General features: G+C 76.0%; 18 protein-coding genes and 3 pseudogenes. 12 read left to right on the top strand and 9 right to left on the bottom strand.

Features of this window, described 5'->3' with window-relative positions; genetic code table 11:
- Positions 1-2533 (bottom strand): MMPL family transporter (locus tag BJF88_RS02780; RefSeq protein WP_075827665.1); only part of this gene is annotated, 2533 nt, incomplete at its 3' end.
- Positions 2534-2614: 81 nt separating this feature from the next.
- Positions 2615-3415 (bottom strand): YafY family protein, encoded by an 801-nt coding sequence (locus BJF88_RS02775; RefSeq protein WP_075827664.1) that lies wholly within the window; start codon positions 3413-3415, stop codon positions 2615-2617.
- A gap of 90 nt (positions 3416-3505) precedes the next feature.
- Between BJF88_RS02775 and BJF88_RS19420 the strand changes: the two genes are divergently transcribed.
- The 4 genes and pseudogenes from BJF88_RS19420 (at position 3506) to BJF88_RS02765 (ending at position 4621) form a co-directional block, all read left to right on the top strand.
- Positions 3506-3664 carry a hypothetical protein gene (locus BJF88_RS19420; protein ID WP_158068871.1) on the top strand — a complete coding sequence of 53 codons (159 nt, stop codon included), beginning with the start codon at positions 3506-3508 and terminating at the stop codon, positions 3662-3664.
- Positions 3604-4029, top strand: a pseudogene (locus BJF88_RS22940) (alpha/beta fold hydrolase); the annotation flags it as partial. The gene BJF88_RS19420 and the pseudogene BJF88_RS22940, both read left to right, overlap by 61 nt.
- A gap of 5 nt (positions 4030-4034) precedes the next feature.
- Positions 4035-4289, top strand: coding sequence for a hypothetical protein (locus tag BJF88_RS21030; protein WP_255371695.1), 255 nt, complete (start codon positions 4035-4037; stop codon positions 4287-4289).
- A 122-nt stretch (positions 4290-4411) separates the two neighbouring features.
- On the top strand, positions 4412-4621 hold the full coding sequence (locus tag BJF88_RS02765; protein WP_075827663.1) for a hypothetical protein: 210 nt from the start codon (positions 4412-4414) through the stop codon (positions 4619-4621).
- A 51-nt stretch (positions 4622-4672) separates the two neighbouring features.
- Here BJF88_RS02765 and BJF88_RS02760 read toward each other — a convergent pair.
- Positions 4673-6984, bottom strand: a pseudogene (locus BJF88_RS02760) (prolyl oligopeptidase family serine peptidase).
- Between the two features lie 200 nt (positions 6985-7184).
- On the opposite strand from BJF88_RS02760, the gene BJF88_RS02755 reads away from it, so the two are divergent.
- Positions 7185-7397 (top strand): hypothetical protein, encoded by a 213-nt coding sequence (locus tag BJF88_RS02755; RefSeq protein ID WP_158068870.1) that lies wholly within the window; start codon positions 7185-7187, stop codon positions 7395-7397.
- A 58-nt stretch (positions 7398-7455) separates the two neighbouring features.
- On the opposite strand, the gene BJF88_RS02750 is transcribed toward BJF88_RS02755, so the two are convergent.
- The gene (locus BJF88_RS02750; RefSeq protein ID WP_075827661.1) at positions 7456-9528 is read right to left on the bottom strand and encodes a bifunctional copper resistance protein CopD/cytochrome c oxidase assembly protein; all 2073 of its coding nucleotides are present in this window, start codon (positions 9526-9528) and stop codon (positions 7456-7458) included.
- Between the two features lie 310 nt (positions 9529-9838).
- Here BJF88_RS02750 and BJF88_RS02745 point away from each other — a divergent pair, with 310 nt between their 5' ends.
- The 7 genes from BJF88_RS02745 to BJF88_RS02720 all read left to right on the top strand — a co-directional run bounded on the left by BJF88_RS02745 (position 9839) and on the right by BJF88_RS02720 (position 15443).
- A complete protein-coding gene (locus BJF88_RS02745) occupies positions 9839-10771 on the top strand; it encodes a MoxR family ATPase (protein ID WP_083648811.1) in 933 nt (310 codons plus the stop codon).
- 6 nt (positions 10772-10777) lie between these two features.
- Complete coding sequence (locus tag BJF88_RS02740; protein ID WP_075827660.1) at positions 10778-11680, top strand: DUF58 domain-containing protein; 903 nt, start codon at positions 10778-10780, stop codon at positions 11678-11680.
- Positions 11667-12005 carry a hypothetical protein gene (locus tag BJF88_RS02735; RefSeq protein WP_139315879.1) on the top strand — a complete coding sequence of 113 codons (339 nt, stop codon included), beginning with the start codon at positions 11667-11669 and terminating at the stop codon, positions 12003-12005. The genes BJF88_RS02740 and BJF88_RS02735 overlap by 14 nt, the downstream gene beginning before the upstream one ends.
- On the top strand, positions 12002-12169 hold the full coding sequence (locus BJF88_RS19415) for a hypothetical protein (RefSeq protein WP_158068869.1): 168 nt from the start codon (positions 12002-12004) through the stop codon (positions 12167-12169). The genes BJF88_RS02735 and BJF88_RS19415 overlap by 4 nt, the downstream gene beginning before the upstream one ends.
- Before the next feature lie 49 nt (positions 12170-12218).
- Positions 12219-13226, top strand: a complete 1008-nt coding sequence (locus BJF88_RS02730; protein ID WP_083648810.1) for a VWA domain-containing protein — start codon at positions 12219-12221, stop codon at positions 13224-13226.
- Between the two features lie 76 nt (positions 13227-13302).
- Entirely contained in the window at positions 13303-14397 is a 1095-nt protein-coding gene (locus tag BJF88_RS02725) for a VWA domain-containing protein (RefSeq protein ID WP_139315877.1), read from the top strand.
- Complete coding sequence (locus tag BJF88_RS02720) at positions 14394-15443, top strand: hypothetical protein (protein WP_075827656.1); 1050 nt, start codon at positions 14394-14396, stop codon at positions 15441-15443. Before BJF88_RS02725 ends, BJF88_RS02720 begins: the two co-directional genes overlap by 4 nt.
- Positions 15444-15560: 117 nt before the next feature.
- Here BJF88_RS02720 and BJF88_RS22935 read toward each other — a convergent pair whose 3' ends face one another.
- The 5 genes and pseudogenes from BJF88_RS22935 to BJF88_RS22925 all read right to left on the bottom strand — a co-directional run bounded on the left by BJF88_RS22935 (position 15561) and on the right by BJF88_RS22925 (position 19081).
- Positions 15561-15842: a hypothetical protein gene (locus tag BJF88_RS22935; protein ID WP_369824452.1), complete on the bottom strand. Its 282-nt coding sequence runs from the start codon at positions 15840-15842 to the stop codon at positions 15561-15563.
- Positions 15839-16258, bottom strand: a complete 420-nt coding sequence (locus BJF88_RS22930; protein ID WP_369824451.1) for a sirohydrochlorin chelatase — start codon at positions 16256-16258, stop codon at positions 15839-15841. The genes BJF88_RS22935 and BJF88_RS22930 overlap by 4 nt, the downstream gene beginning before the upstream one ends.
- A gap of 160 nt (positions 16259-16418) precedes the next feature.
- Positions 16419-17509 (bottom strand): annotated as a pseudogene (locus BJF88_RS02710) (uroporphyrinogen-III synthase).
- 56 nt (positions 17510-17565) lie between these two features.
- Positions 17566-18759, bottom strand: a complete 1194-nt coding sequence (cobA, locus tag BJF88_RS02705; RefSeq protein ID WP_369824450.1) for a uroporphyrinogen-III C-methyltransferase — start codon at positions 18757-18759, stop codon at positions 17566-17568.
- 85 nt (positions 18760-18844) lie between these two features.
- Positions 18845-19081 (bottom strand): nitrite reductase (NAD(P)H) small subunit, encoded by a 237-nt coding sequence (locus tag BJF88_RS22925; RefSeq protein ID WP_369824449.1) that lies wholly within the window; start codon positions 19079-19081, stop codon positions 18845-18847.
- Between the last annotated feature and the right edge of the window lie 137 nt (positions 19082-19218).

The following is a 19218-nucleotide window of genomic DNA, read 5'->3' as shown; positions in this document are numbered from 1 at the left end:
TCGGCGGCGAGGTCGACGACCGCGACCCGGCGCCGCACGGCGGACGCCCGCTCCGGCAGGACGAGCCCCGTGACCTTGAGCGCGCCCGCGGACGGTCGCACACGCCCCGCGAGGGCGAGGACGACCGCGGACACGGCCGCCCCGGTCGCGCCGTGCACGACGAGCGCCCCGCCGTCGGGCACGCGGACCGTGACCGGCGCGGTGAGCGGGCCGTCCGGCCCCGCGACGACGAGCCCGTGCGCGACGAGGGCGTCGCGCGCCCCGGGCTCGGGCCAGTCCCGCAGCGCGAGCTCGCGCGCGACGCCCTGCCCCTCGACGTCGAACGACGGCAGCACGCGGTCGAGGCGGCGCGGCAACCACCAGGCACGGTCACCGAGCAGCGCGAGCACCGCCGGGACGAGCACCATGCGCACGACGAACGCGTCGACGAGGACCCCGACGCGAGGCCGAGCGCGATCGGCTTGAGGCTCATGTCGCTCTCCGGCACGAACGAGGCGAAGACGCCGAACATGATGACCGCCGCCGCGGTGACGACCGTCGCCGACCCCTGGAAGCCCGTCACGACGGAGGCCCGCGCGTCGCGGGTGCGGACGTAGTCCTCGCGGATGCGCGAGACGAGGAAGACCTCGTAGTCCATCGCGAGGCCGAAGAGGATGCCCATGAGGATGATCGGCATGAAGCTGATGACAGGCCCCGTCCTCGTGACGTTCAGGAGGTCCGCGAGGACGCCGTGCTCGAACACGAGCGTCACGACGCCGAACGCCACCCCGACCGAGAACAGGTACCCGAGCGACGCCTTGACGGGCACCGCGACCGAGCGGAACACCATGGTGAGCAGCACGAGCGAGAGCCCGACGACGACGAGCGCGAACGGCAGCAGCGCGTCGCCGAGCTTCGCGGAGACGTCGATGCCCACGGCCGTGGCGCCCGTGACCGCGAGGGAGACGCCGTACTCGTCGAGGTACTGGTCGTGCTGCGCGCGGATCGTGCGGACGAGGTCCTTGGTCTGCTCGGAGTCCGGGCCGCCGGTGGGGATCACGTCGACGATCCCCGTGTCGCCGGCGGGGTTCGGCGTCGCGAGGGGCACGTCGGCGACGCCCGGCAGCCCGGCGATCTCGTCGCCGAGGTCGTCCATGAGACCGACGGGGTCGGTCGACGTCACGACGGTCCCCGTGACGAGCAGCGGGCCGTTGTAGCCGGGCCCGAAGTACTCGGACACGAGGTCGTACGTGACGCGCGCGGGGTCGCCCTCGGGCAGCGAGCCGGCGTCGGGCAGCGCGAGGCGCAGGTCCCGCGCGGGGATCGTCAGCAGCACGAGGACGGCGAGCACGACGACGACGGTCAGCGCGGGCACGCGCGTGACCACGCGGACCCACCGGGCGAAGAACCGGTTGCGGCCGTGCCCGACGGCCTCCCCGGTCGCCGGGGTCGCGGGATCCGGCGACCCGGGTGCGTGCGACCGGGCCGACCGGTCCGCGCGACGACGTCCGCGCCGCCGCGGCCCGTGCACGCGCGGGCGGATCCGTTCCCCCGCGAACCCGAGCATCGCCGGCAGCAGGGTGACCGAGACGAGGACCGCGAGCCCCACGCCGACGGCGGCCGCGAGACCCATCGTCGTGAGGAACGGGATGCCGGCCACACCGAGGCCCACCAGGGCGATCATGACCGTCAGACCCGCGAAGATCACCGCCGAGCCCGCCGTGGCGACGGCCCGCGCCACGGACTCCTCGACGTCCGCCCCCGCCCGGAGCTGGTCGCGGTGCCGGGAGACGACGAACAGCGCGTAGTCGATGCCGACGGCCAGCCCGAGCATCACGGCGAGCAGCGGCGTCGTCGAGTTGATCGTCGCCACCGAGGTGGCGGTGAACAGCAGTCCCATGGACACGCCGACGCCGACGATCGCGTTGAGCAGCGGCATGCCCGCCGCGACGAACGACCCGAACGTCACGACGAGCACCACGAGCGCGCCGAGCAGCCCGAGGGCCTCGGTGACGGACAGGCTCGGGAAGCTCGTGCTGAACAGCTGCCCGCCGAGGGACGACTGCGCGCCGTCGGGGAGAGCCGCGGCGAGGTCGGCGGCCGCGCCCTCGAGCGCCGTGAGCGTCGCGTCCGTCACCGCGCTCTGCTCGACCGCGAGCTGGATCGTCAGGAGCGCGGCGCTGTCGTCGTCGTCCACGGTCGCGGGGGTCTGGTCGTCGTAGGGCGAGGTGACCGCGGTGATCTGCGAGAGACCTCCGATCGTCCCGACGGCCGACTCGACGGGCTGCTGCACCGCGTCGTCGTCGAGCGTGCCGCCGTCGGGGGCGACGACCACGAGCTGGGCGCTGGCCCCGCTGACCTGGGGGAAGGTCGCCGCGAGGTGGTCCAGGGCCGCCTGGGACTCCGTCCCGGGGATCGTCACCTCGTCGTCGAGCCCGCCCTGCAGCGTCGCCGCGAGCACCCCCACGAGCACGAGCACGCCCGACCACGCCAGGAGGACCACGCGCCGTGCGCGGACCGCCCAGCTGCCGAGGGAGTAGAGCGCTGCGGACACGCGGTCTCCGGTCACCGTCGACGGGCCGTCTCCGACGATACGCCGCGCCGCGCCCGCCGTCAGCGGGGCGCTCGTCCGGGGTCAGCGCACCGCGACCGCACCGGCGGGCGGCTCGCCGACGTCCTCGACCGGGCGCGGGACGTACGCCTCGCGCGTGACGTCGGCGCGGACCACGCGGGCGAGGCGGAACCAGCGCACGCCCTCGCGCAGCCGGCACCACGCGACGAGGTACCAGCGGCCGTCGGTGTGGGCGAGGATCACCGGCTCGACCCGGCGCTCGCTCTCCTCCCCGTGCCGGTCGCGATAGCGGATCGCGAGCACGCGCGACGAGCCGAGGGACTGCTCCACCGCGCGCAGCACGCGCAGGTGCGACCGCGCAGGACCGACGACGGGGCCGACGACGCGGTCGGCGGCGCCGCTGCGGTCCGTGGTGCCGTCGGCCGTGCGGACCTCGGTGGCCGCGCCGTCGTCGGGGTCCGGCGGTCCCGGCGGCTGCCGTACCCACACGCGCGCGGCCAGGGCCTCCGCCCGGTCGCGGTCGCCGGTCGCGAGCGCGTCCCAGACCTTGCCCCGCGCGGCGAGGGCGTCGACGGCGAACGGGCTCCCGGGCGGCAGCGTCGCGAGAGCGACGGCCACCGCGACGGCCTGCCCCGGCGTGAAGTTCACCGGCGGGAGCGTCGCGCTCGGGTCGAGGACGTACCCGCCCCCGGGGCCCGCCTGCGCCCAGATGGTCAGACCCGCCTGCTGGAGCGCGGACACGTCGCGCTTGATCGTCCGCTCGCTCACCTCGAGCGCGGTCGCGAGACGTCGGCCCGTCGTGCCCGTCCGGCCCGCGCGGCGCAGCTGCTCGGCGATCGCGTAGAGCCGCTCCGTCCTGTTCACGGCGCCCTCCCGTCGCGGCCCGCCGCCGGGGCCGGCTCCCGCACCTATGGTGACAGACCGGTGTCACCAGGGCGGTGGGACGGTGAGGGCATGACGCAGAGAACCGAGCACCAGAGCACCGACCGCGCCTCGGGCGGCGCCGCTCCCCGTGGCGGCGAGCCCGTGCACGTCGTCCTCGTCCCCGGCTTCTGGCTGGCGCGTGGGCGTGGGACGACGTCGTCCCCCACCTCGAGGCCGCCGGCCTCCTGACGCACCCCGTCACGCTGCCCGGCCTGGCGCCGGGGAGCACCGCCGCGGACCGCGCCGCCGTCGCGCGCGCCGACCACGTCGACGCCGTCGCCGACCTCGTCGCCGGGCTCGACGGGCAGGTCGTCCTCGTGGGGCACAGCGGCGGCGGTCCCGTCGTCCAGGAGGTGGTCGACCGCGACCCCGCGCGCGTCCGCCGGGTCGTCTACGTGGACACCGGGCCCCTCGTGGACGGGGCCGCGCCGAACCCCGGGCTGCCGCAGGACGTGGACGAGCTCCCGCTGCGTCGTGGGACGAGCTGGCCGACCAGGGGTCGAGCACCGACGGGCTCGACGACGCCGCGCTCGCGACGTTCCGCGAGCGCGCGGTGCCGATGCCCGCGCGCGTGGCGCGCGAGCCGGTGCGCGTGGCCGACCCGGCCCGCCTCGCCGTGCCCGCCACGGTGGTCTGCTCGTCGATCCCGTCCACGGTGCTCGCCGAGCTCGCGACCCCCGGTCCGCCGCTGCACACGGAGCTCGGCGAGATCGCCGACCTCACCTGGGTCGACGTGCCGACCGGCCACTGGCCCATGCTGTCGCGTCCTCGCGATCTCGCCGACGCGATCGTGGCCGCCGCCCGCCAGGCCTGAGCGTCACCGGCGGGCACCGGGTGAAAAAAGGTGTCGAAGTCGCGTCACGGATGACCAGGATCTCCGTCTTGTCCGATAGAGACGGCCGACAGGCCACCCACCACGACGACACGAGACGGACCATGCACGACACCCTGCCCTCCGCCCCCGCGCTCCACGACGTCCGAGCCGCCCTCCTGTGGGCGCTCGAGCACGACCGCACGGCCCTGCTCGAGCACCGCGAGGCGACCCAGCGCTGCGTCTGGGCGGCGGCCCGCGGTGCGGCCGACCGCCGGCTCGTGCGCCGGTGGCGGCACGCCACCACGCACGAGCCGGCGCCGATCGTCGCCTGACCGGCGGGCACCTGTGCCCGCCGGTCGCCGGCGCACCCGGTGGGCCGAGGCTCAGCCGAGCGTCGTCGGCCGGACCGCCTCGCCCTCGCCCGGGGTCGCGCCGAGCACGTGCTCCGCGAGGAACCCGAGCACCACCTCGTACCAGACCTTCGCGTGCTGCGGCGCGAGCACCCAGTGGTTCTCGTCCGGGAAGTACAGGAACCGGTGCACCGTCCCGCCGTCAGGACCGGCCGCAGTCCCGAGTCGGCGAGCAGCTCGTACCACAGGCGCAGGCCCTCGCCGATCGGCACGCGGTAGTCCTTGTCGCCGTGGATCACGAGCATCGGCGTGACGATGTCCTTCACGAACCGGTGCGGGCTGTTCTCGAGCGCCATCTCGGGCGTCATCTCGCGCTGCCAGTAGTACGAGTGGTCCGTGGTCGGGCCGAACTGGTCGAGCGCCCACAGGCTCGCGTGCGTGACGACCGCCGCGAAGCGGTCCGTGTGCCCAGCGACCCAGTTCGCCATGTAGCCGCCGAACGACCCGCCCATCGCCGCCGTGCGGGACGCGTCGACCTCGGGCAGCGTCTCGACGTGGTCGGTGATCGCCATGAGGTCCGTGTACGGCGCCTGGCCCCACGTGCCCCAGCCGCGCTGCACGAAGTCCTGCCCGTAGCCGGTGGACAGCGCCGGGTCCGGCAGCAGCACGGCGTAGCCGCGCGCGACCATCAGCCACGGGTTCCAGCGCCAGCTCCACGCGTTCCACGAGCCGAGGGGCCCGCCGTGGATCCACAGCAGCAGCGGGGCCGGGTCATCGGCGCTCGCCCCGTGCGGCAGCGCGAGCCAGCCGCGCACGCGCACGTCGTCCGACGCCGCGGTCTCCACCTCGACGAGCGTGCCCGGGAGCTCGGGGCTCGCGACCGGGCCGCGCAGGGCGGTCGCCGGCACGGGCGTCCGCGCGCCGGGCTCCCCGCTGTCGAGGAACGCGCCGAGGTCGATCCGCACCGGGTGGGACGGCTCGAGGTAGCTCGTGCGCATCGCGTACGCGGTGCGGCCGTCGGGCGAGACCTGGACGTCCGTGAGGACGGCGTCGTCGCTCGTGACCTTCTCGGCGGTGCCGTGCTCCCCCTTGGCGTCCGGGGAGAACGCGACGAGGAAGACGGGGCCGCGGCCGTCGTCGTCGGCCGTGACGAGCAGGCCGGAGCCGTCCGGGAGCCAGCGCAGCGACGTGGGCCACCGGTCCCAGTGCGGGGCGAGCGTGCGCGGCGTCGCATGGTTCTCGGCGCGCGTCGTGGGCGTGTCGTCGTGGGCGTCGTGCACGCCGGCGCGGGCGTCGGGCGCGTGCAGCGGCACGACGGCGACCGTCTCCTCCGGCGCGCTCTGCGGGGTCGTGAGGGTCTCGCGCACGAACGCGACGAACGCGCCGTCGGGCGAGATGCGCGGGCCGTGCACCTGGGCGCCCGGCTCGTCGACGAGCGTGCGGCGCGCACCCGTGGCCGTGTCGACCGCGACGAGCGTGCTGCGGGTGGCCGGGCCCGGGCCGGGGACCTGCCAGGTCGTGACGAGCGTCGCGCCGTCGGCGGACAGGTCGGCGGAGTGCTCCCACAGCGCGCGGCCGGGACCACCCGCGTCGTCGCCGGCGCCGCGGCTGACGTCGCGCAGGTCGAGGAGCCGGGGGTCGTGCTCGTGGGCGGTCTGGCCGTCGGGCCCGTCCTCACGGTCCGAGGCGGGCAGGGGCCGGGCCGGCTCGTCGACCGTCGTCGTGAGGTCGGCGACGAAGCGGTGCGTCGTGCCGGGGCCGAGGTCGTGGTCCCAGTGCCGGACCGGGTACGCGTCGTGGAGGATCGCCGCGACCTTGGCGTCCTTGCGGGTCGTGCGCAGCTCGGCGTCGTGCGCGAGGTCGCGCGCGCTCGGCAGGACGTCCGCCGCGACCGACACGACCGGTGCCTCCGCGGCGGCGAGCGGCGCGCTCAGCCCCGCGGGCGCCGTCGCGACCACGCGCGCCTCGCCCCCGCCGGCGGGCAGGAGCCACAGCGCCGTCTTCGCGTCGTCGCCGTCGGTGCCGTCCGGGTCGGGACGGGCCGAGGTGAACAGGAGGTCGCCCGCGGCCGTGAACGTGGCCCCCGCCTCGCCCTTCGCGCTGCGGGTGAGCCGCCGCGCCGGGGCCTGCCCGGTGGGGTCGACCTCCCACAGCGCGGTGCGGTACGCCGTGCGCGTGCCGTCGAGCGTCTGCACGGCCGTCACGAGGCGGCTCCCGTCGCGCGACAGGGCGAGCCCGCCCGCGCGCGGGATCGCGACGTACTCGTCGAGGTCGTGGAACGGCGTCGTGGCGGAGGAGTCGGCGGTCGTGGGGCGGGCAGGCTCGGGCCCGGCAGCAGTACTCACGAGTACGTCCTATCACGCCCCCGTTTCGCGCCCCCGGCTCGCGTGCCCGCCCTCTCCAAGCCGCGCCCGCCCCGCTCCCCGGCCGCGCCCGCCCCTCTCCCCGCCGCGAGGTCAGGGACGACGACGGCCGCTTCCTCGGACGCGCCGAACTCGGGTGGCGCCTGCCGGCGGGACGGTGGCTCGTCGCGGAGATGGACGGCGTGGACGTCCACTCGCAGCCGTCGGCCCTGCTGCGCGACCGTGAGCGGCAGAACGACCTCGTCGCCTGCGGGACCGTGGACGTCCTCCGGTTCACGGGACGGGACCTGACGCTGCCGGGCGCGTCCCGGCCGGGCCGGATGGTGACGGCCGTGCGCCGTCACCTCGCGCGAGCACGTGATTCGTCCCGCTCGACCATGACGTTGACGTCGTGAACGGCCGGATAACGACGTCAAGGTCGTGCTCGGCGCTGAGCGGGTGCGGCGGGAGGGGTTACGGGCGGTCGTCGCGCTCCGCCATCTTCGCGAGCATGGCGTTGTACTCGGTGAGCTCGGCGTCGCCGTCGCGGTCGGCCTGGCGGTCCCGGCGCCGGGCCTCGCGCTCGTCGGACCGCGTCCACATGACCGCGACGATGATCGCGAGGCTCAGCGTGGGCAGCTCGCCGATGCCCCACGCGACGCCGCCGCCGCGCTGCTGGTCCTCGATCGCCGTCGGCCCCCACTCGCGGCCGAGCAGCCCGAACCACTCGGGCACGAGCAGCACCTCGCCCGAGGTGAGCGCGACGCCGAAGAACGCGTGGAACGCCATCGTCGCGAACAGCAGCAGGAGCCGCTGGGGGTAGCCGGGCCGGTGCGGGCCGGGGTCGATGCCGACGAGCGCGTTCGCGAACAGGTACCCGGCGAGCGTGAAGTGCAGGATCATCGCGAGGTGCCCGACGTACGTCGTGAGGGCGAGCTCGAAGGCGGGCGTGTAGTAGAAGACGATCATCGAGCCGGCGAAGTTCACGGCGGCCACGACCGGGTTGGCGAAGAACTGCCCGACGCGCGACGTCACGACGGCGAGCACCCACTCGCGCGGCCCGCGCGACCCGTCCTTGCGCGGCGGCACCGCCCGGACGAGCAGCGTCACCGGGGCCGCCAGCACGAGGAAGACCGGCACGAGCATCGCCAGGATCATGTGCTGCACCATGTGCGCGCTGAACAGCACGTGCCCGTAGGTCGCGGGCCCACCCGACGTCACCCAGAACAGCACGACGATCCCCGCGCACCACGACGCGGTGCGCCCGAGCGGCCAGCGGTCGCCGCGACGCGCGAGGCGCCGCACCCACACCAGGTACACGACGAGCGCCGCCCCGCACGCGAACGCGGGCAGCAGGTCCCAGCGCCACTCGGTGAACCAGCGCGCGAGCGTCGGCTCCGGGGGCAGCGGGTGACCGGTGACGATCTCGGCGGGCGTGGCGTCGAGGACCTCGTCGTCCGGCACGGGCGGCGCGGTGGAGCCGAGCGCGACCGCCACGCCGGAGACGGCGCCCATGATGGCGAGCTCGACGGCGACGAGGCGCCAGAACAACCAGCCGGTGGCCTCGGCGGCGCGCCGGGCACCGGCGTCCCGGACCTTCTGCTGCCCCGACAGCCGGCGCACGACGAGCTCGCGGTGCGCGAACCCGACGACGCCGAGCACCACGATGAGCGCGACCTTGACGAGCAGCAGGACGCCGTAGTCGGTGCCGAGGTCGGCGAGGTCCTCGACCCGGATGCTCGCGTTGACGACGCCGGACAGCGCGACCGCGACGTAGCACCACAGCGCGATCGCGGAGTACCGCGCGACGGCGGACGCGAGCCCGTCGCGGCCGAGCCCGTCCCGGCCGAGGCCGCCGCGCACCCGCACGACGGCCAGCGTCCCGAGGCCGCCGACCCACAGCGCCGCACCGGCGAGGTGCAGGAACATCGACGACACGGCGAGCTCGTGGCTCGCGGCGCCCGCGGCGTGCCCGGTGTTCGCCTGCGCGGCCACCGCGACGAGCGCGAGGACGGCCGTCCACAGGGCGCCCGTGGCACCGCGGACCGCGAGCGCGAACGCCGACGTCGCCGCCGCGACCACGACGACGAGCAGGTAGTTGCGCCCGAGCCCCACCTGCGAGACGAACAGCCCGAGCTGGTCGCCGAACGTGGCCGCCGGGACCGGCGTCCCCGAGATCACGGAGTAGCGCAGCACGAGCTGCACGACGGCGAGCACCGCCCAGGTCCCCGACGCGACACCGGCGAGGCCGAGCGCGCGCCGCACCGGCTCTCCCGGGGCGAGCACGCACGCCGCGAGGACGAGCGACCCCACGGTCAGCGCGACGGACAGCTCGGTGAGCACGGTGACGACCGGCGTCCCGAGGCGCGCGAGCGCACCCGGGTCGCTGAACCCGGGGACGGCGGCGAACGCGGACGAGTAGGCCCCCGCAGCGAGCACGGCGAGGACCGCGACGACGACCGCCGTCGGGCCCGCGAGCACGAGCCACCAGGGGTTGGCGGGCCGCGCGGCGCCCGACGGCGCGCGGCGCACGGCTGTCGTCGTCATCCCACCAGCTAGGCGGGCGGCGACCCGCCGCGGTGCCGCCCGGACCGACGCCGGCGGGCACAGGACGCGCGGTCCCGCCCGCCCGGGCCTGTGGACGACGCCGTTCGCGCGCGAGAGCCCGCTGGCATACTGGCCGGGTTCGCCGGCGGGCACCGCGCCCCGCCCGTCCGCACGGTGCACCGTGCGCGCACAGCAACCACCCCACCGGGAACCCCGCACCCGGAACCCCACCCGGAGGACGACCCATGGCCGCAGGCACGGCAGCATCTCCACGGCGGACCTGGACCGGGCGAGCCACCTGCTCAAGCGCATGGGCCAGGTGTTCGACCAGCGCGTCGTCGGGCAGGAGGCCCTGCGCACCGCGCTCGTGTCGGCGCTGCTCGCGGGCGGCCACGTCCTGCTGGAGTCGGTGCCCGGGCTCGCGAAGACGACGGCCGCCCAGACCCTCGCCGCCGCGATCGACGGGTCGTTCCGCCGCATCCAGTGCACGCCCGACCTCATGCCGAACGACATCGTCGGCACCCAGATCTTCAACTACGCGTCCGGTCAGTTCACGACGCAGCTCGGGCCGGTGCACGCGAACGTCGTGCTGCTCGACGAGATCAACCGCTCCTCCGCCAAGACCCAGTCGGCCATGCTCGAGGCGATGCAGGAGAAGCAGACGTCGATCGGCGGCGAGGTCTACCCCCTTCCCGACCCGTTCATGGTGCTCGCGACGCAGAACCCCATCGAGGAGGAGGGCACCTACGTGCTGCCCGAGGCCCAGATGGACCGCTTCCTCATGAAGGAGGTGCTCACCTACCCCACGCCGCACCAGGAGCTCGAGATCCTCCAGCGCGTCGCGAGCGGTCAGCTGGACGAGCCCGTCTCCGCCCAGCCGGTCTCGCTCGACGACGTCCGGTTCCTGCGCGGGCTCGTCGACGACGTCTACGTGGACGACTCGATCAAGCGCTACGTCGTCGACCTCGTGAGCACCACGCGCGGCGCCGGCCCCCGACCCGTCGCGGGGCTGGAGCAGCACGTGCGGGTCGGCGCGTCCCCGCGCGGCGCCATCGCGCTCATGCGCGTGGGCCAGGCGCTCGCGGTCCTCGCGGGACGGGCGTTCGTCGTGCCCGACGACATCAAGGCGGTGCGCTACTCGGTCCTGCGGCACCGCCTCGTGCGCACGTTCGACGCGCTCGCGCACGACGTGCCGCCGGAGCAGCTCGTCGACGCGGTGTTCGACGCCGTCCCCACGCCCTGAGCTCCCGTGCCCGACGTCTCCCGCCTCGCCCAGGTCCGGGCCCGGCTCGACCTCCCGGTCGTGCGCCGGGCCGCGGGCCTGCTCGAGGGACACCACCGCTCCGTCTACAAGGGCCACGGGCAGGACTTCGACGACCTGCACCTGTACGCGCCGGGGGAGGACGTCGGCGACATCGACTGGAAGTCGTCCGCGCGTGCGGGCATCCCGATCGTCCGGCGGTTCGTGCGGGCGTCGAACGTCAACCTCGTGCTCGTCGTCGACACGGGGCGCTCGATGGCCGCCGCCGCGCCGAGCGGGGAGACGAAGGCCGAGGTGGCGAGCCTGTGCTGCGCGCTCGTCGCGTACCTGGCCCGCGACCGCGGCGACCGGGTGGCGCTCGTGGCGGGCGACGCGGACCGCGTCGTCCAGCTCCCCCCGCGCGCGAGCACGCGCGACCTCGAGGTGCTCCTGCGCACCGTCGACCGCCTGTGGCACCCGGGCGCTCCCGCGAGCGACCTGGGGCGCCCGCTGGACCGCGCGCTCACGGCGTTCCGGCGGCGGTCGCTCGTGGTCGTCGTCACCGACGAGGCCCGTCCCGACGCCGGTCACGCCACGCTCCTGCGGTCGCTGCGCGTGCGGCACGAGGTGCTCCTGGTGCGCGTCGCCGACCTGTCCCCCGTCGCCGTCGACGGCGCCGGCGGCGCGCGCCGCGAGGTCGCGGACGTCGACGGCGGCCTGCGCCTGCCCCCGTTCCTGCGCGGGCGGGCGGCGCTCGTGCAGGCCGCGGCGGACGCGGTCTCCCGTCGACGCGCCGAGGTCGCGCAGCGGCTCACCGACCTCCGGGTGGAGTCCGTGCTCGTCGCGGGGACGGACGACGTCGTGCCGCGCCTCGTCGAGCTGCTGGGGAGGAGCGCCCGTGCCCGCCGATGAGCTTGTGGCCCCCGTGGGCTACCCGTGGTGGTGGACCGCCGTGGGCGTCGGCCTGCTCCTCGTGGCGGCCGCGGTCGTCGTCCTGGTCCTGTGGCGCACGCGCGCGAGCGCGCAGGAGCGGGCGGCGGAGGCGGCCGCGCAGCCGTCCCCCGCCGGGCCGCCGGACCCGTACGGTCGGCTGCGCGCCGAGTACGGGCGCCGGCTCGACGTCGTCGCGCAGCGCTACCGGGCGGGCGAGCTCGACGCGCGCGCCTGCACCTCGCGCTGTCGGCGGAGCTGCGCGGGTTCGCGTCGGGGCGCACCGGGCAGGACGCGTCGTCGATGACGCTGTCGGAGATCGAGCAGCTCGCCGACGCCGAGCGGCTCGCACCGGTCATCGCGCGCTACTACCGCCCGGCGTTCGCCGACCACGCCAGCGACCCGCAGGCGCGCTCGACCGACGGCGAGGACTCGATCTCCCGCGCCCGCGCGGTGGTGAGCGCGTGGTGACGGCCGTGCCCGGCCCGCAGGCGCGTCCGTCCTGTGGCCGTGGGTGTGGGTGGCCGTCGTCGTGGCCGTGGCGGTCGTCGGCGCGGTCGCGTGGTGGCTCGCACGACGCCGCCGGGTGCGCGAGCGCGACGTGCTGTGGGTCGCGAACACCGGCTACCTCGCGACCGTGCCCGCCTTCGTGTCGTGGGTGCGCCGCTACCGCGCGCTGCAGGGCCTGGCCGCGGTGTCGCTGCTCACGGCGGTCGTCGGCGCCGGGGCGGTGGCGGCCCGTCCCGTGGAGACGGACGTCGTCGTGGACCGGCTCGGCACGCGCGACATCGTGCTCTGCCTCGACGTCTCCGGCTCGATGATCGAGTACGACGGCGCGGTCCTGCGGGTGTTCTCCGAGCTCGTCGACAGCTTCGAGGGCGAGCGGATCGCGCTGTCGATCTTCAACTCGTCGTCGCGGACCGTCTTCCCCCTGACCGACGACTACGCGCTCGTCCAGGAGGAGCTGCAGGCCGGTGTCGAGGCGCTCGACGAGGACCCCGCGGACTTCGACTACACCGGCGGGTCGGACGACGCCGACATCCTCGTGTTCACCACCTTCACCGCGGGTACCACCGCGAACCTCGCCGGCGCGAGCCTCATCGGCGACGGCCTGGCGAGCTGCGCGTTGCAGTTCGACGAGGGCGCCGCCGACCGGTCGCGCTCCATCATCCTCGCGACCGACAACTACGTGTCGGGCGAGCCGATCTACACGCTGCCGCAGGCGGCGGACCTCGTGTCGTCGCGCGGCATCACGCTGCACGGCGTCTTCGGCGGGTCCGCGCGCTACGAGGGCACACCCGAGGAGACGGAGTACCGGCAGGTCGTGGAGGCGGGCGGCGGGCTGTACTTCCTCGCCGACGACCCGGCGGCCGTGCAGGGGATCGTCGACGACGTCGTCGCGCAGCAGGCCGTCGAGCTCGACGCCACGCCCGAGGTGATCGTCACCGACACCCCGACGGCGTGGTTCCTCGTCACGGTCGCGGGCGTCGGGCTGCTGCTCGTCGTCGCGTGGCGGGTGCGGCAGTGAGCGCGCGGACCGGCGGGCTCCCCCGCGCGCTGCTCCGGGTGCGGACCCGCGCGCACGCCGGAGGGGAGGTGGGACGGTGACCCTGCAACCCCTCGTCCCCGTGTGGCTCCTCGCGCTGCTCGTCGTGCCGCTGCTCGGCCTCACCGTGCGGCAGGTGGTGGTCGCGGGCCGGCGCGGGCCCGACGGCGTCGCGCTCCCGGGTGCGCCGCGCGCCGCGTGGGTGCGGCGCACCGGCGTCGTGGTGCTGCTCGCGCTGGTCGGCCTCGGGCCGTCGGTGGCGTCGACGTCCCGCGACACGTCGGTCGCGAACGTCGACATGATCTTCGTCGTGGACCGCACCGGCTCCATGGCCGCGGAGGACTACGGGCCCGGCCGCGACCAGGAACGGCTCGACGGCGTCCGGCACGACGTCGTGAGCCTCGCGGAGTCGGTCCCCGGCGCCCGCTACTCGATCATCTCGTTCGACTCGCAGGCCTCTCGCCAGCTCCCGCTCACCACCGACGCGCGCGCGATCGCGTCGTGGGCCCAGACGTTCGACCGCGAGATCACGCGCTACTCCCAGGGGTCGCTCACGGACCGGCCGCTCGAGGAGCTGGCGTCCGCCCTGCGCGGCTCCGCGGAGCAGCACCCGGCGAGCACGCGCCTCGTGTTCTTCCTCTCCGACGGCGAGCAGACCGCCGACGGCGAGCCGCGGTCGTTCGCGGACCTCGCGCCGCTGGTGGACGGCGGCGCGGTCCTCGGCTACGGCACCGCGGAGGGCGGTCCCCTGAAGGAGTACGACCCCGACGTCGCACCGGAGGACGCCGAGTACCTCGTCGACCCGTCGCTGCCCGCCGAGGACGGAGCGGCGGCCCGGGCGGTGTCGGTGCTCGACGCGGAGACGCTGCGCACGCTCGCGGACCAGCTCGGCGTGCCGTACGTGCACCGGGAGGCGCCCACGGAGACGGCGTCGCTCGTCGCGGGGGTCGACCCCGAGCAGGTCGCCGCGGACGGCCGGCGCGACGTGACGAGCTACCGACCGGTCGTGTGGCCCCTCGCGCTCGCGCTCGTCGTGCTGCTCGCCGTCGAGACGTGGTTCTGGTCGCGGTCCGCGAGCCGGTCGCTGGTGCGGCCAGCCGGGAACGGGTCCCGCGCGCGTGCGACGACGGACGGTCCGGAGGTGCGGCGATGAACGCGGTGCCCCCGACCCCGCCGTGGGGCGCGCCGCCCGCTCCGCAGGGTGCCGGCCGCCAGGGACCGGGGTCGCGCTCGGCCGCGTCGCTCCGGCGGGCACGCCTGCGCCGTCGGACGGCGTGGCTCCTCGTCACCGCGCCCGTCGTCGTGGGCCTCGTGGTGCTCGGCCTCAAGCTCGCGCTGCTCGCACCGATCGCGTCGTTCGCACGCTCCGACTACGACGACGGCGCGCACCTGGACGCCGCCGGCACGTACGGGTCGCAGCGCACGCTCAACCTCGTCGACCCCTGGAAGGCGCACTTCAACACCGGGACGGCGAACGCCCGCTCCGAGGACGTGTGGGCGCTGTACGACGCGATCGACGGGCTGGACCGCGCGTACCGGCTCGCCGAGGAGGAGCCCGCCGAGGTGCGGTGCGCGGTCCAGACCAACCTCTCGCTGGCGTACGAGATCTCGGGCGACCACGACGCGGCGAATGCGCAGGAGAAGGCCGACGAGCTCGGCGCCGTGGAGGACGCGATCGCCGCACGTGCCGCCGGCCGACCGTACGACGAGGCCGTCCTCGACCCGTACGGCGACGGGAACGAGGTCGACCCGGAGGAGCTGCGGCAGGACGTGCAGGACTGGTACGAGTACGCCGAGCGGTCGTACGCGACCGCCGAGCAGGTCCGCGGCTGGCCGGACTGCGGGGAGTCCGAGCAGACCCCCGAGGAGCAGCAGCAGGCCGCGGCGGCCCTGCAGCGCCTCGAGGAGAAGCAGCAGCAGGCGCGGGAGTCGCAGCCGGAGGAGCAGGAGGGCGAGGGACGGCCCGAGGACGGCCAGGGCGAGCCGGAGCAGGGTGAGCAGCAGCCGGACGCCGCGGACGGGCAGAGCCAGGCGGAACGCGACGCGCAGGAGGAGCAGGAGCGCCGGCAGCGGCTCCAGGAGCAGAGCTCCGAGGCTCGCGAGCAGGCCGACCGCGAGCAGCAGGAGCTCCGCGAGCTCTACGGCGACGAGACCGGCGGGGGCGACGACGCCGGCGAGGGCACCACCAAGAACTGGTGACGCCCTCGCGCCTCGTCACGACCTCGGGCATTCCCCCGCACGCGCCCGCTCGTCACCGCCAGGGAGAGGGATCCCGCCGAGGTAGAGGCAGATGCCCCTCGGCCTGGAGGGAAGCCTCTACCTCGCGGCGGCGAGCGTCGCGGCGGCGTCGGCGTAGCGGTCGAGGACGATCGCGGTGAGCCGCGGGTCGGGCGCGAGCGGAGCCGTCACGAGGTCGGCGCCCGCCTCGAGCAGACGGTCGTGGAAGAAGCCGGGGGCGAGCAGGTACGCCGCGACGACGACGCGCGGGCCGGCATCCCCGGCGTCCGGGCGCCCGGCACTCGCGCCCAGGCCGGCGCGCGCGGCGGCCACGGCGTCCGGCACCGACGGCGTCGCCATCGCGCCGTAGCCGACGCTCACCGGACCGGGGTGCCGCTCGCGCAGGCCCGCGGCGAGCCGCTCGACGTCGCGCGCGCCCGGGCGCTGGAGCCCGCGGCAGCGATGACGACGGCGTCGTCGGCGCGCACCCCGGCCTCGGCGAGACGGTCCGCGAGCAGGTCGACGAGCCGCGCGTCGGGACCGAGCGGCGTCGCCGCCGCGGCGGAGCCCGTGCCGGGGCCGCGGTCCTCGACCGACGCCGCGATGTCGACCCCGACGTGGAACCCGCCCGAGAGCAGCAGCGGCACGACGACCGCGTCCCCCGGCCCGCCCTCCGCGGGCGCGACGACCGACGTGACGACGTCCGCCACCTCGGGCTCCTGCACGTCGACGAACGCCTCGCGCACGTCGAGGTCGGGCCGGGCGGCGCGCACGTCGTCGAGCAGAGCGCGCACCACGGCCCGCCCGTCGAGGTCGCTCGTGCCGTGCGAGCACCCGACGAGGACGGGCCGCGGGCCCGTGCCCGGCGCTACGCCCTCGTCGCCCCCGTCGCCCCCGCCGCCCCCGGGCGCGGCACGCCGCGCCGGCGCGCCGGAGGGGAAGGCAGGATCTCCGCGCTCATGCGAGCTCCAATCGGTATCCGCGCTTGACGACGGTCTTCACGAGGTCGCGCCGCCCGGTCGCCTCCCGCAGCCGCGCGACGGCGACCTCGGCGGCGTGCGGGTCACGCGAGTCGCCGGGCAGCACGTCGAGCACGTCGTCGCGCGTGACGACCTCGCCGCGGCGCGACGCCAGGAGGCGCAGGACCTCGAGGGTGCTCGGGGACAGGGGCAGCACGACGCCGTCGAGCACCGCGACGCGCGAGCGGATCTGCAGCGCGCCGGCGACGGTCGCGAGCGCCACGGTCTCGGCGTGCTCGTAGTGCGCGACGAGCGCGCGGACGAGTGCGCCCAGGCGCCCGCGCTCGGGCTGGAGCGGTGTGACGCCGCGGTGCTCGAGCGGCTTGGCCGTGACCGGTCCGACGGCGGCCGCCACCATCGAGCCGTCCTGGAACCGGCTGACGACCAGGCGGCCGACGCCGTGCTCCTCGGCCGCGCTCAACCACGCCTCCGCACCGGGCGCCGAGGTGAAGACGACGGCGTCGATCTCTCCCGAGGCGGCGGCCTCCGCCGACGCGCGCACGGCCTCCGGGTCGGGCGGCGGCCCCCACCGGTACACGACGAGCGACGCGACCTGCGCGCCCGCCTCCGCGAACACCACGTCGAGCCCGTCCGCGCCCGCGCCGTGGTGCTGGACGGCGATCCGCAGCCCCGCCACGCCCTCGCCGAGCAGCACGTCGGCGATCTCGGCCGACGTCTCCGACTCCGCGACCCAGTCCGCGGTGAGGCCGGCGGCCTGGATGGCGCCCCGCGCCTTCGGGCCGCGCGCGACGATCCGCGCGTCGGCGAGCACCTCGAGCAGCCGGTCGGCGAGGCCGTGCGCGTCCGCGGCCTCGACCCACGAGCGGAACCCGATGCCCGTCGTCACGACGACCACGTCCGGCGGCCGCTCGACGAGGTCGCGCGTCCCGGCGAGGAGCTGCTCGTCGTCGCGTGCGGGATCATGCTCAGCGCCGGCGCGTGCCGCACCTCCGCCCCGCGGCGCTCGAGCGCTGCGGCGAGCTCGCCCTTGCGGCGGTCGGCCGTGAGGAGGACGGTGCAGCCGGCCATCACCTGCCCGAGTGCCGGCCGGGTGCCGTCCGTCACGACGTCGGCGTGCTCGCCGTTCACGCGGGCGGCGCCGGGTCGAGCCGTCCCTCCGCGGCCACGTCCCCGATCACGATGATCGCCGGGGCCCGGACCCCGACCTGGGCGGCACGCTCCGCGACGTCGCGCAGCGGGGCGCGCGTGACGCGCTGGCGCGGCGTGGACCCGTTCTCGACGACCGCGACGGGCAGCGCCGGGTCGGCCCCGGCGTCCAGCGCCTGGGCCGCGATGCGATCGAGCTGCGAGACACCCATGAGGACGACCAGCGTAGCGGCGCGGTCGCGCACGGACACGAGCGACGCCTCGTCGAGACCCTCGTGACCGCTCACGACGTGGAACGCGGCGACGGTCCCGCGGTGCGTGAGCGGGATGCCCGCGAGCGCGGGGACGCTGAGCGCGCTCGACACGCCCGGCACGACCTCGACGGGCACGCCGGCCTCCCGGCACGCGAGGACCTCCTCGCCGCCGCGCCCGTAGACGAACGGGTCCCCGCCCTTGAGCCGCACGACCTCCCGGCCGCGTTGCGCCTGCTCGACGAGGATCGCGTTGATCTCGTGCTGCGGCACGGGGTGGTTCCCCGCCGTCTTGCCGACGTCGATCACCTCGACGCCGGGCGCGAGCTCCTCGAGCACATCGACGGGCCCGAGCCGGTCGGCGACGACGACGTCGGCCTCGGCGATCGCGCGCCGTCCGCGCACGGTGAGCAGGTCGACGGCGCCCGGTCCCCCGCCGACGAGCACGACCCGGCCGAGCCCGCCCTGCGCGGGCCGACGCCGCCGCCTGTCGCCCCCGCCCGCACGCAGGTGCTCGGCGACCGCGTCGCGCACGGCCCGGGTGCGGCGCGGGTCGGCGCCCTGAGCCGGCCCGTCGGTGACGACGCCGACCAGGACGTCCCCCTGGCGCGTCGTCGCGGGTGTCCGGGCGGAGCCCTCGTCCGCCGCGCCGGCGTTGACGCACCACGTGCGGCGCGCGTGCGCCCAGGCAGCGACGTCGCGGTTGACGCCCGAGTCGTCGGTCGCGGCGAGGACGAGCCAGGCGTCGGCGACGTCCGACTCGCGCACGTCGCGCGGCGCCCACGAGACGGTGCCCCGCAACGGCGGCGCGGCCGTCGGCGCGGGCACGGCCGCCTCCAGGGCGTCGCACGCGGCGACGAGCTCGTGCAGGTCCTCGCACAGCTGCGGCGCGACGACGCGGACCCGCGCGCGTCGGCCCACATCGCGCGGGCCCGGCGGGCGGCGACCGGCCCGCCCCCCGCGACGAGCACGGTGCGGCCCGCGAGGTCCAGGCCGAGCAGCGTGGTCACGGTGCACCCGACCTGGGCGTGGCGTCCGCTCCCGTGCGGGGCCGGCTCGCGACGTGCACGACGCCGTCGCGCACCTCGACCGCCCACGTCGCGAGGTCCTCGGCGGAGCCGTCGACCGGCTCGAAGCCCACCTTGTCGAGGCACCGGCCCGTCGCGAGGTCGAAAACTTGCTTGTACATCGGCCCGGCGACCGTCGGTACGCCGCCGCGCGTGCCGACGATGCCGCGCGACATGACGTTCGCCCCCGAGAACGGGTCGCGCTGCTGGACGGCGCGGACCGTCCCGTCGCGAGGCGGAACAGCGCGACCTGGACGCCCCCGACGAGGGCGGCGGCGCCGCGCTCGACGGCGAGGTCCTGCACCAGGCACAC

Source organism: Cellulosimicrobium sp. CUA-896 (assembly GCF_001942335.1).
GTDB lineage: Bacteria > Actinomycetota > Actinomycetes > Actinomycetales > Cellulomonadaceae > Cellulosimicrobium.
Note: the sequence above shows the minus strand (reverse complement) of the source record. Positions and strands in the feature narration are given on the sequence as shown.

Excerpts from the sequence above, each read along its gene's own strand:
- BJF88_RS02720 (WP_075827656.1), top strand. The coding sequence starts at position 14,394 with ATGAACGCGGTGCCCCCGACCCCGCCGTGGGGCGCGCCGCCCGCTCCG.
- BJF88_RS02765 (WP_075827663.1), top strand. The coding sequence starts at position 4,412 with ATGCACGACACCCTGCCCTCCGCCCCCGCGCTCCACGACGTCCGAGCC.
- BJF88_RS02745 (WP_083648811.1), top strand. The coding sequence starts at position 9,839 with ATGGGCCAGGTGTTCGACCAGCGCGTCGTCGGGCAGGAGGCCCTGCGC.
- BJF88_RS19420 (WP_158068871.1), top strand. The coding sequence starts at position 3,506 with ATGACGCAGAGAACCGAGCACCAGAGCACCGACCGCGCCTCGGGCGGC.
- BJF88_RS19415 (WP_158068869.1), top strand. The coding sequence starts at position 12,002 with ATGACGCTGTCGGAGATCGAGCAGCTCGCCGACGCCGAGCGGCTCGCA.
- BJF88_RS21030 (WP_255371695.1), top strand. The coding sequence starts at position 4,035 with ATGCCCGCGCGCGTGGCGCGCGAGCCGGTGCGCGTGGCCGACCCGGCC.
- BJF88_RS22925 (WP_369824449.1), bottom strand. The coding sequence starts at position 19,081 with ATGTCGCGCGGCATCGTCGGCACGCGCGGCGGCGTACCGACGGTCGCC.
- BJF88_RS02750 (WP_075827661.1), bottom strand. The coding sequence starts at position 9,528 with ATGACGACGACAGCCGTGCGCCGCGCGCCGTCGGGCGCCGCGCGGCCC.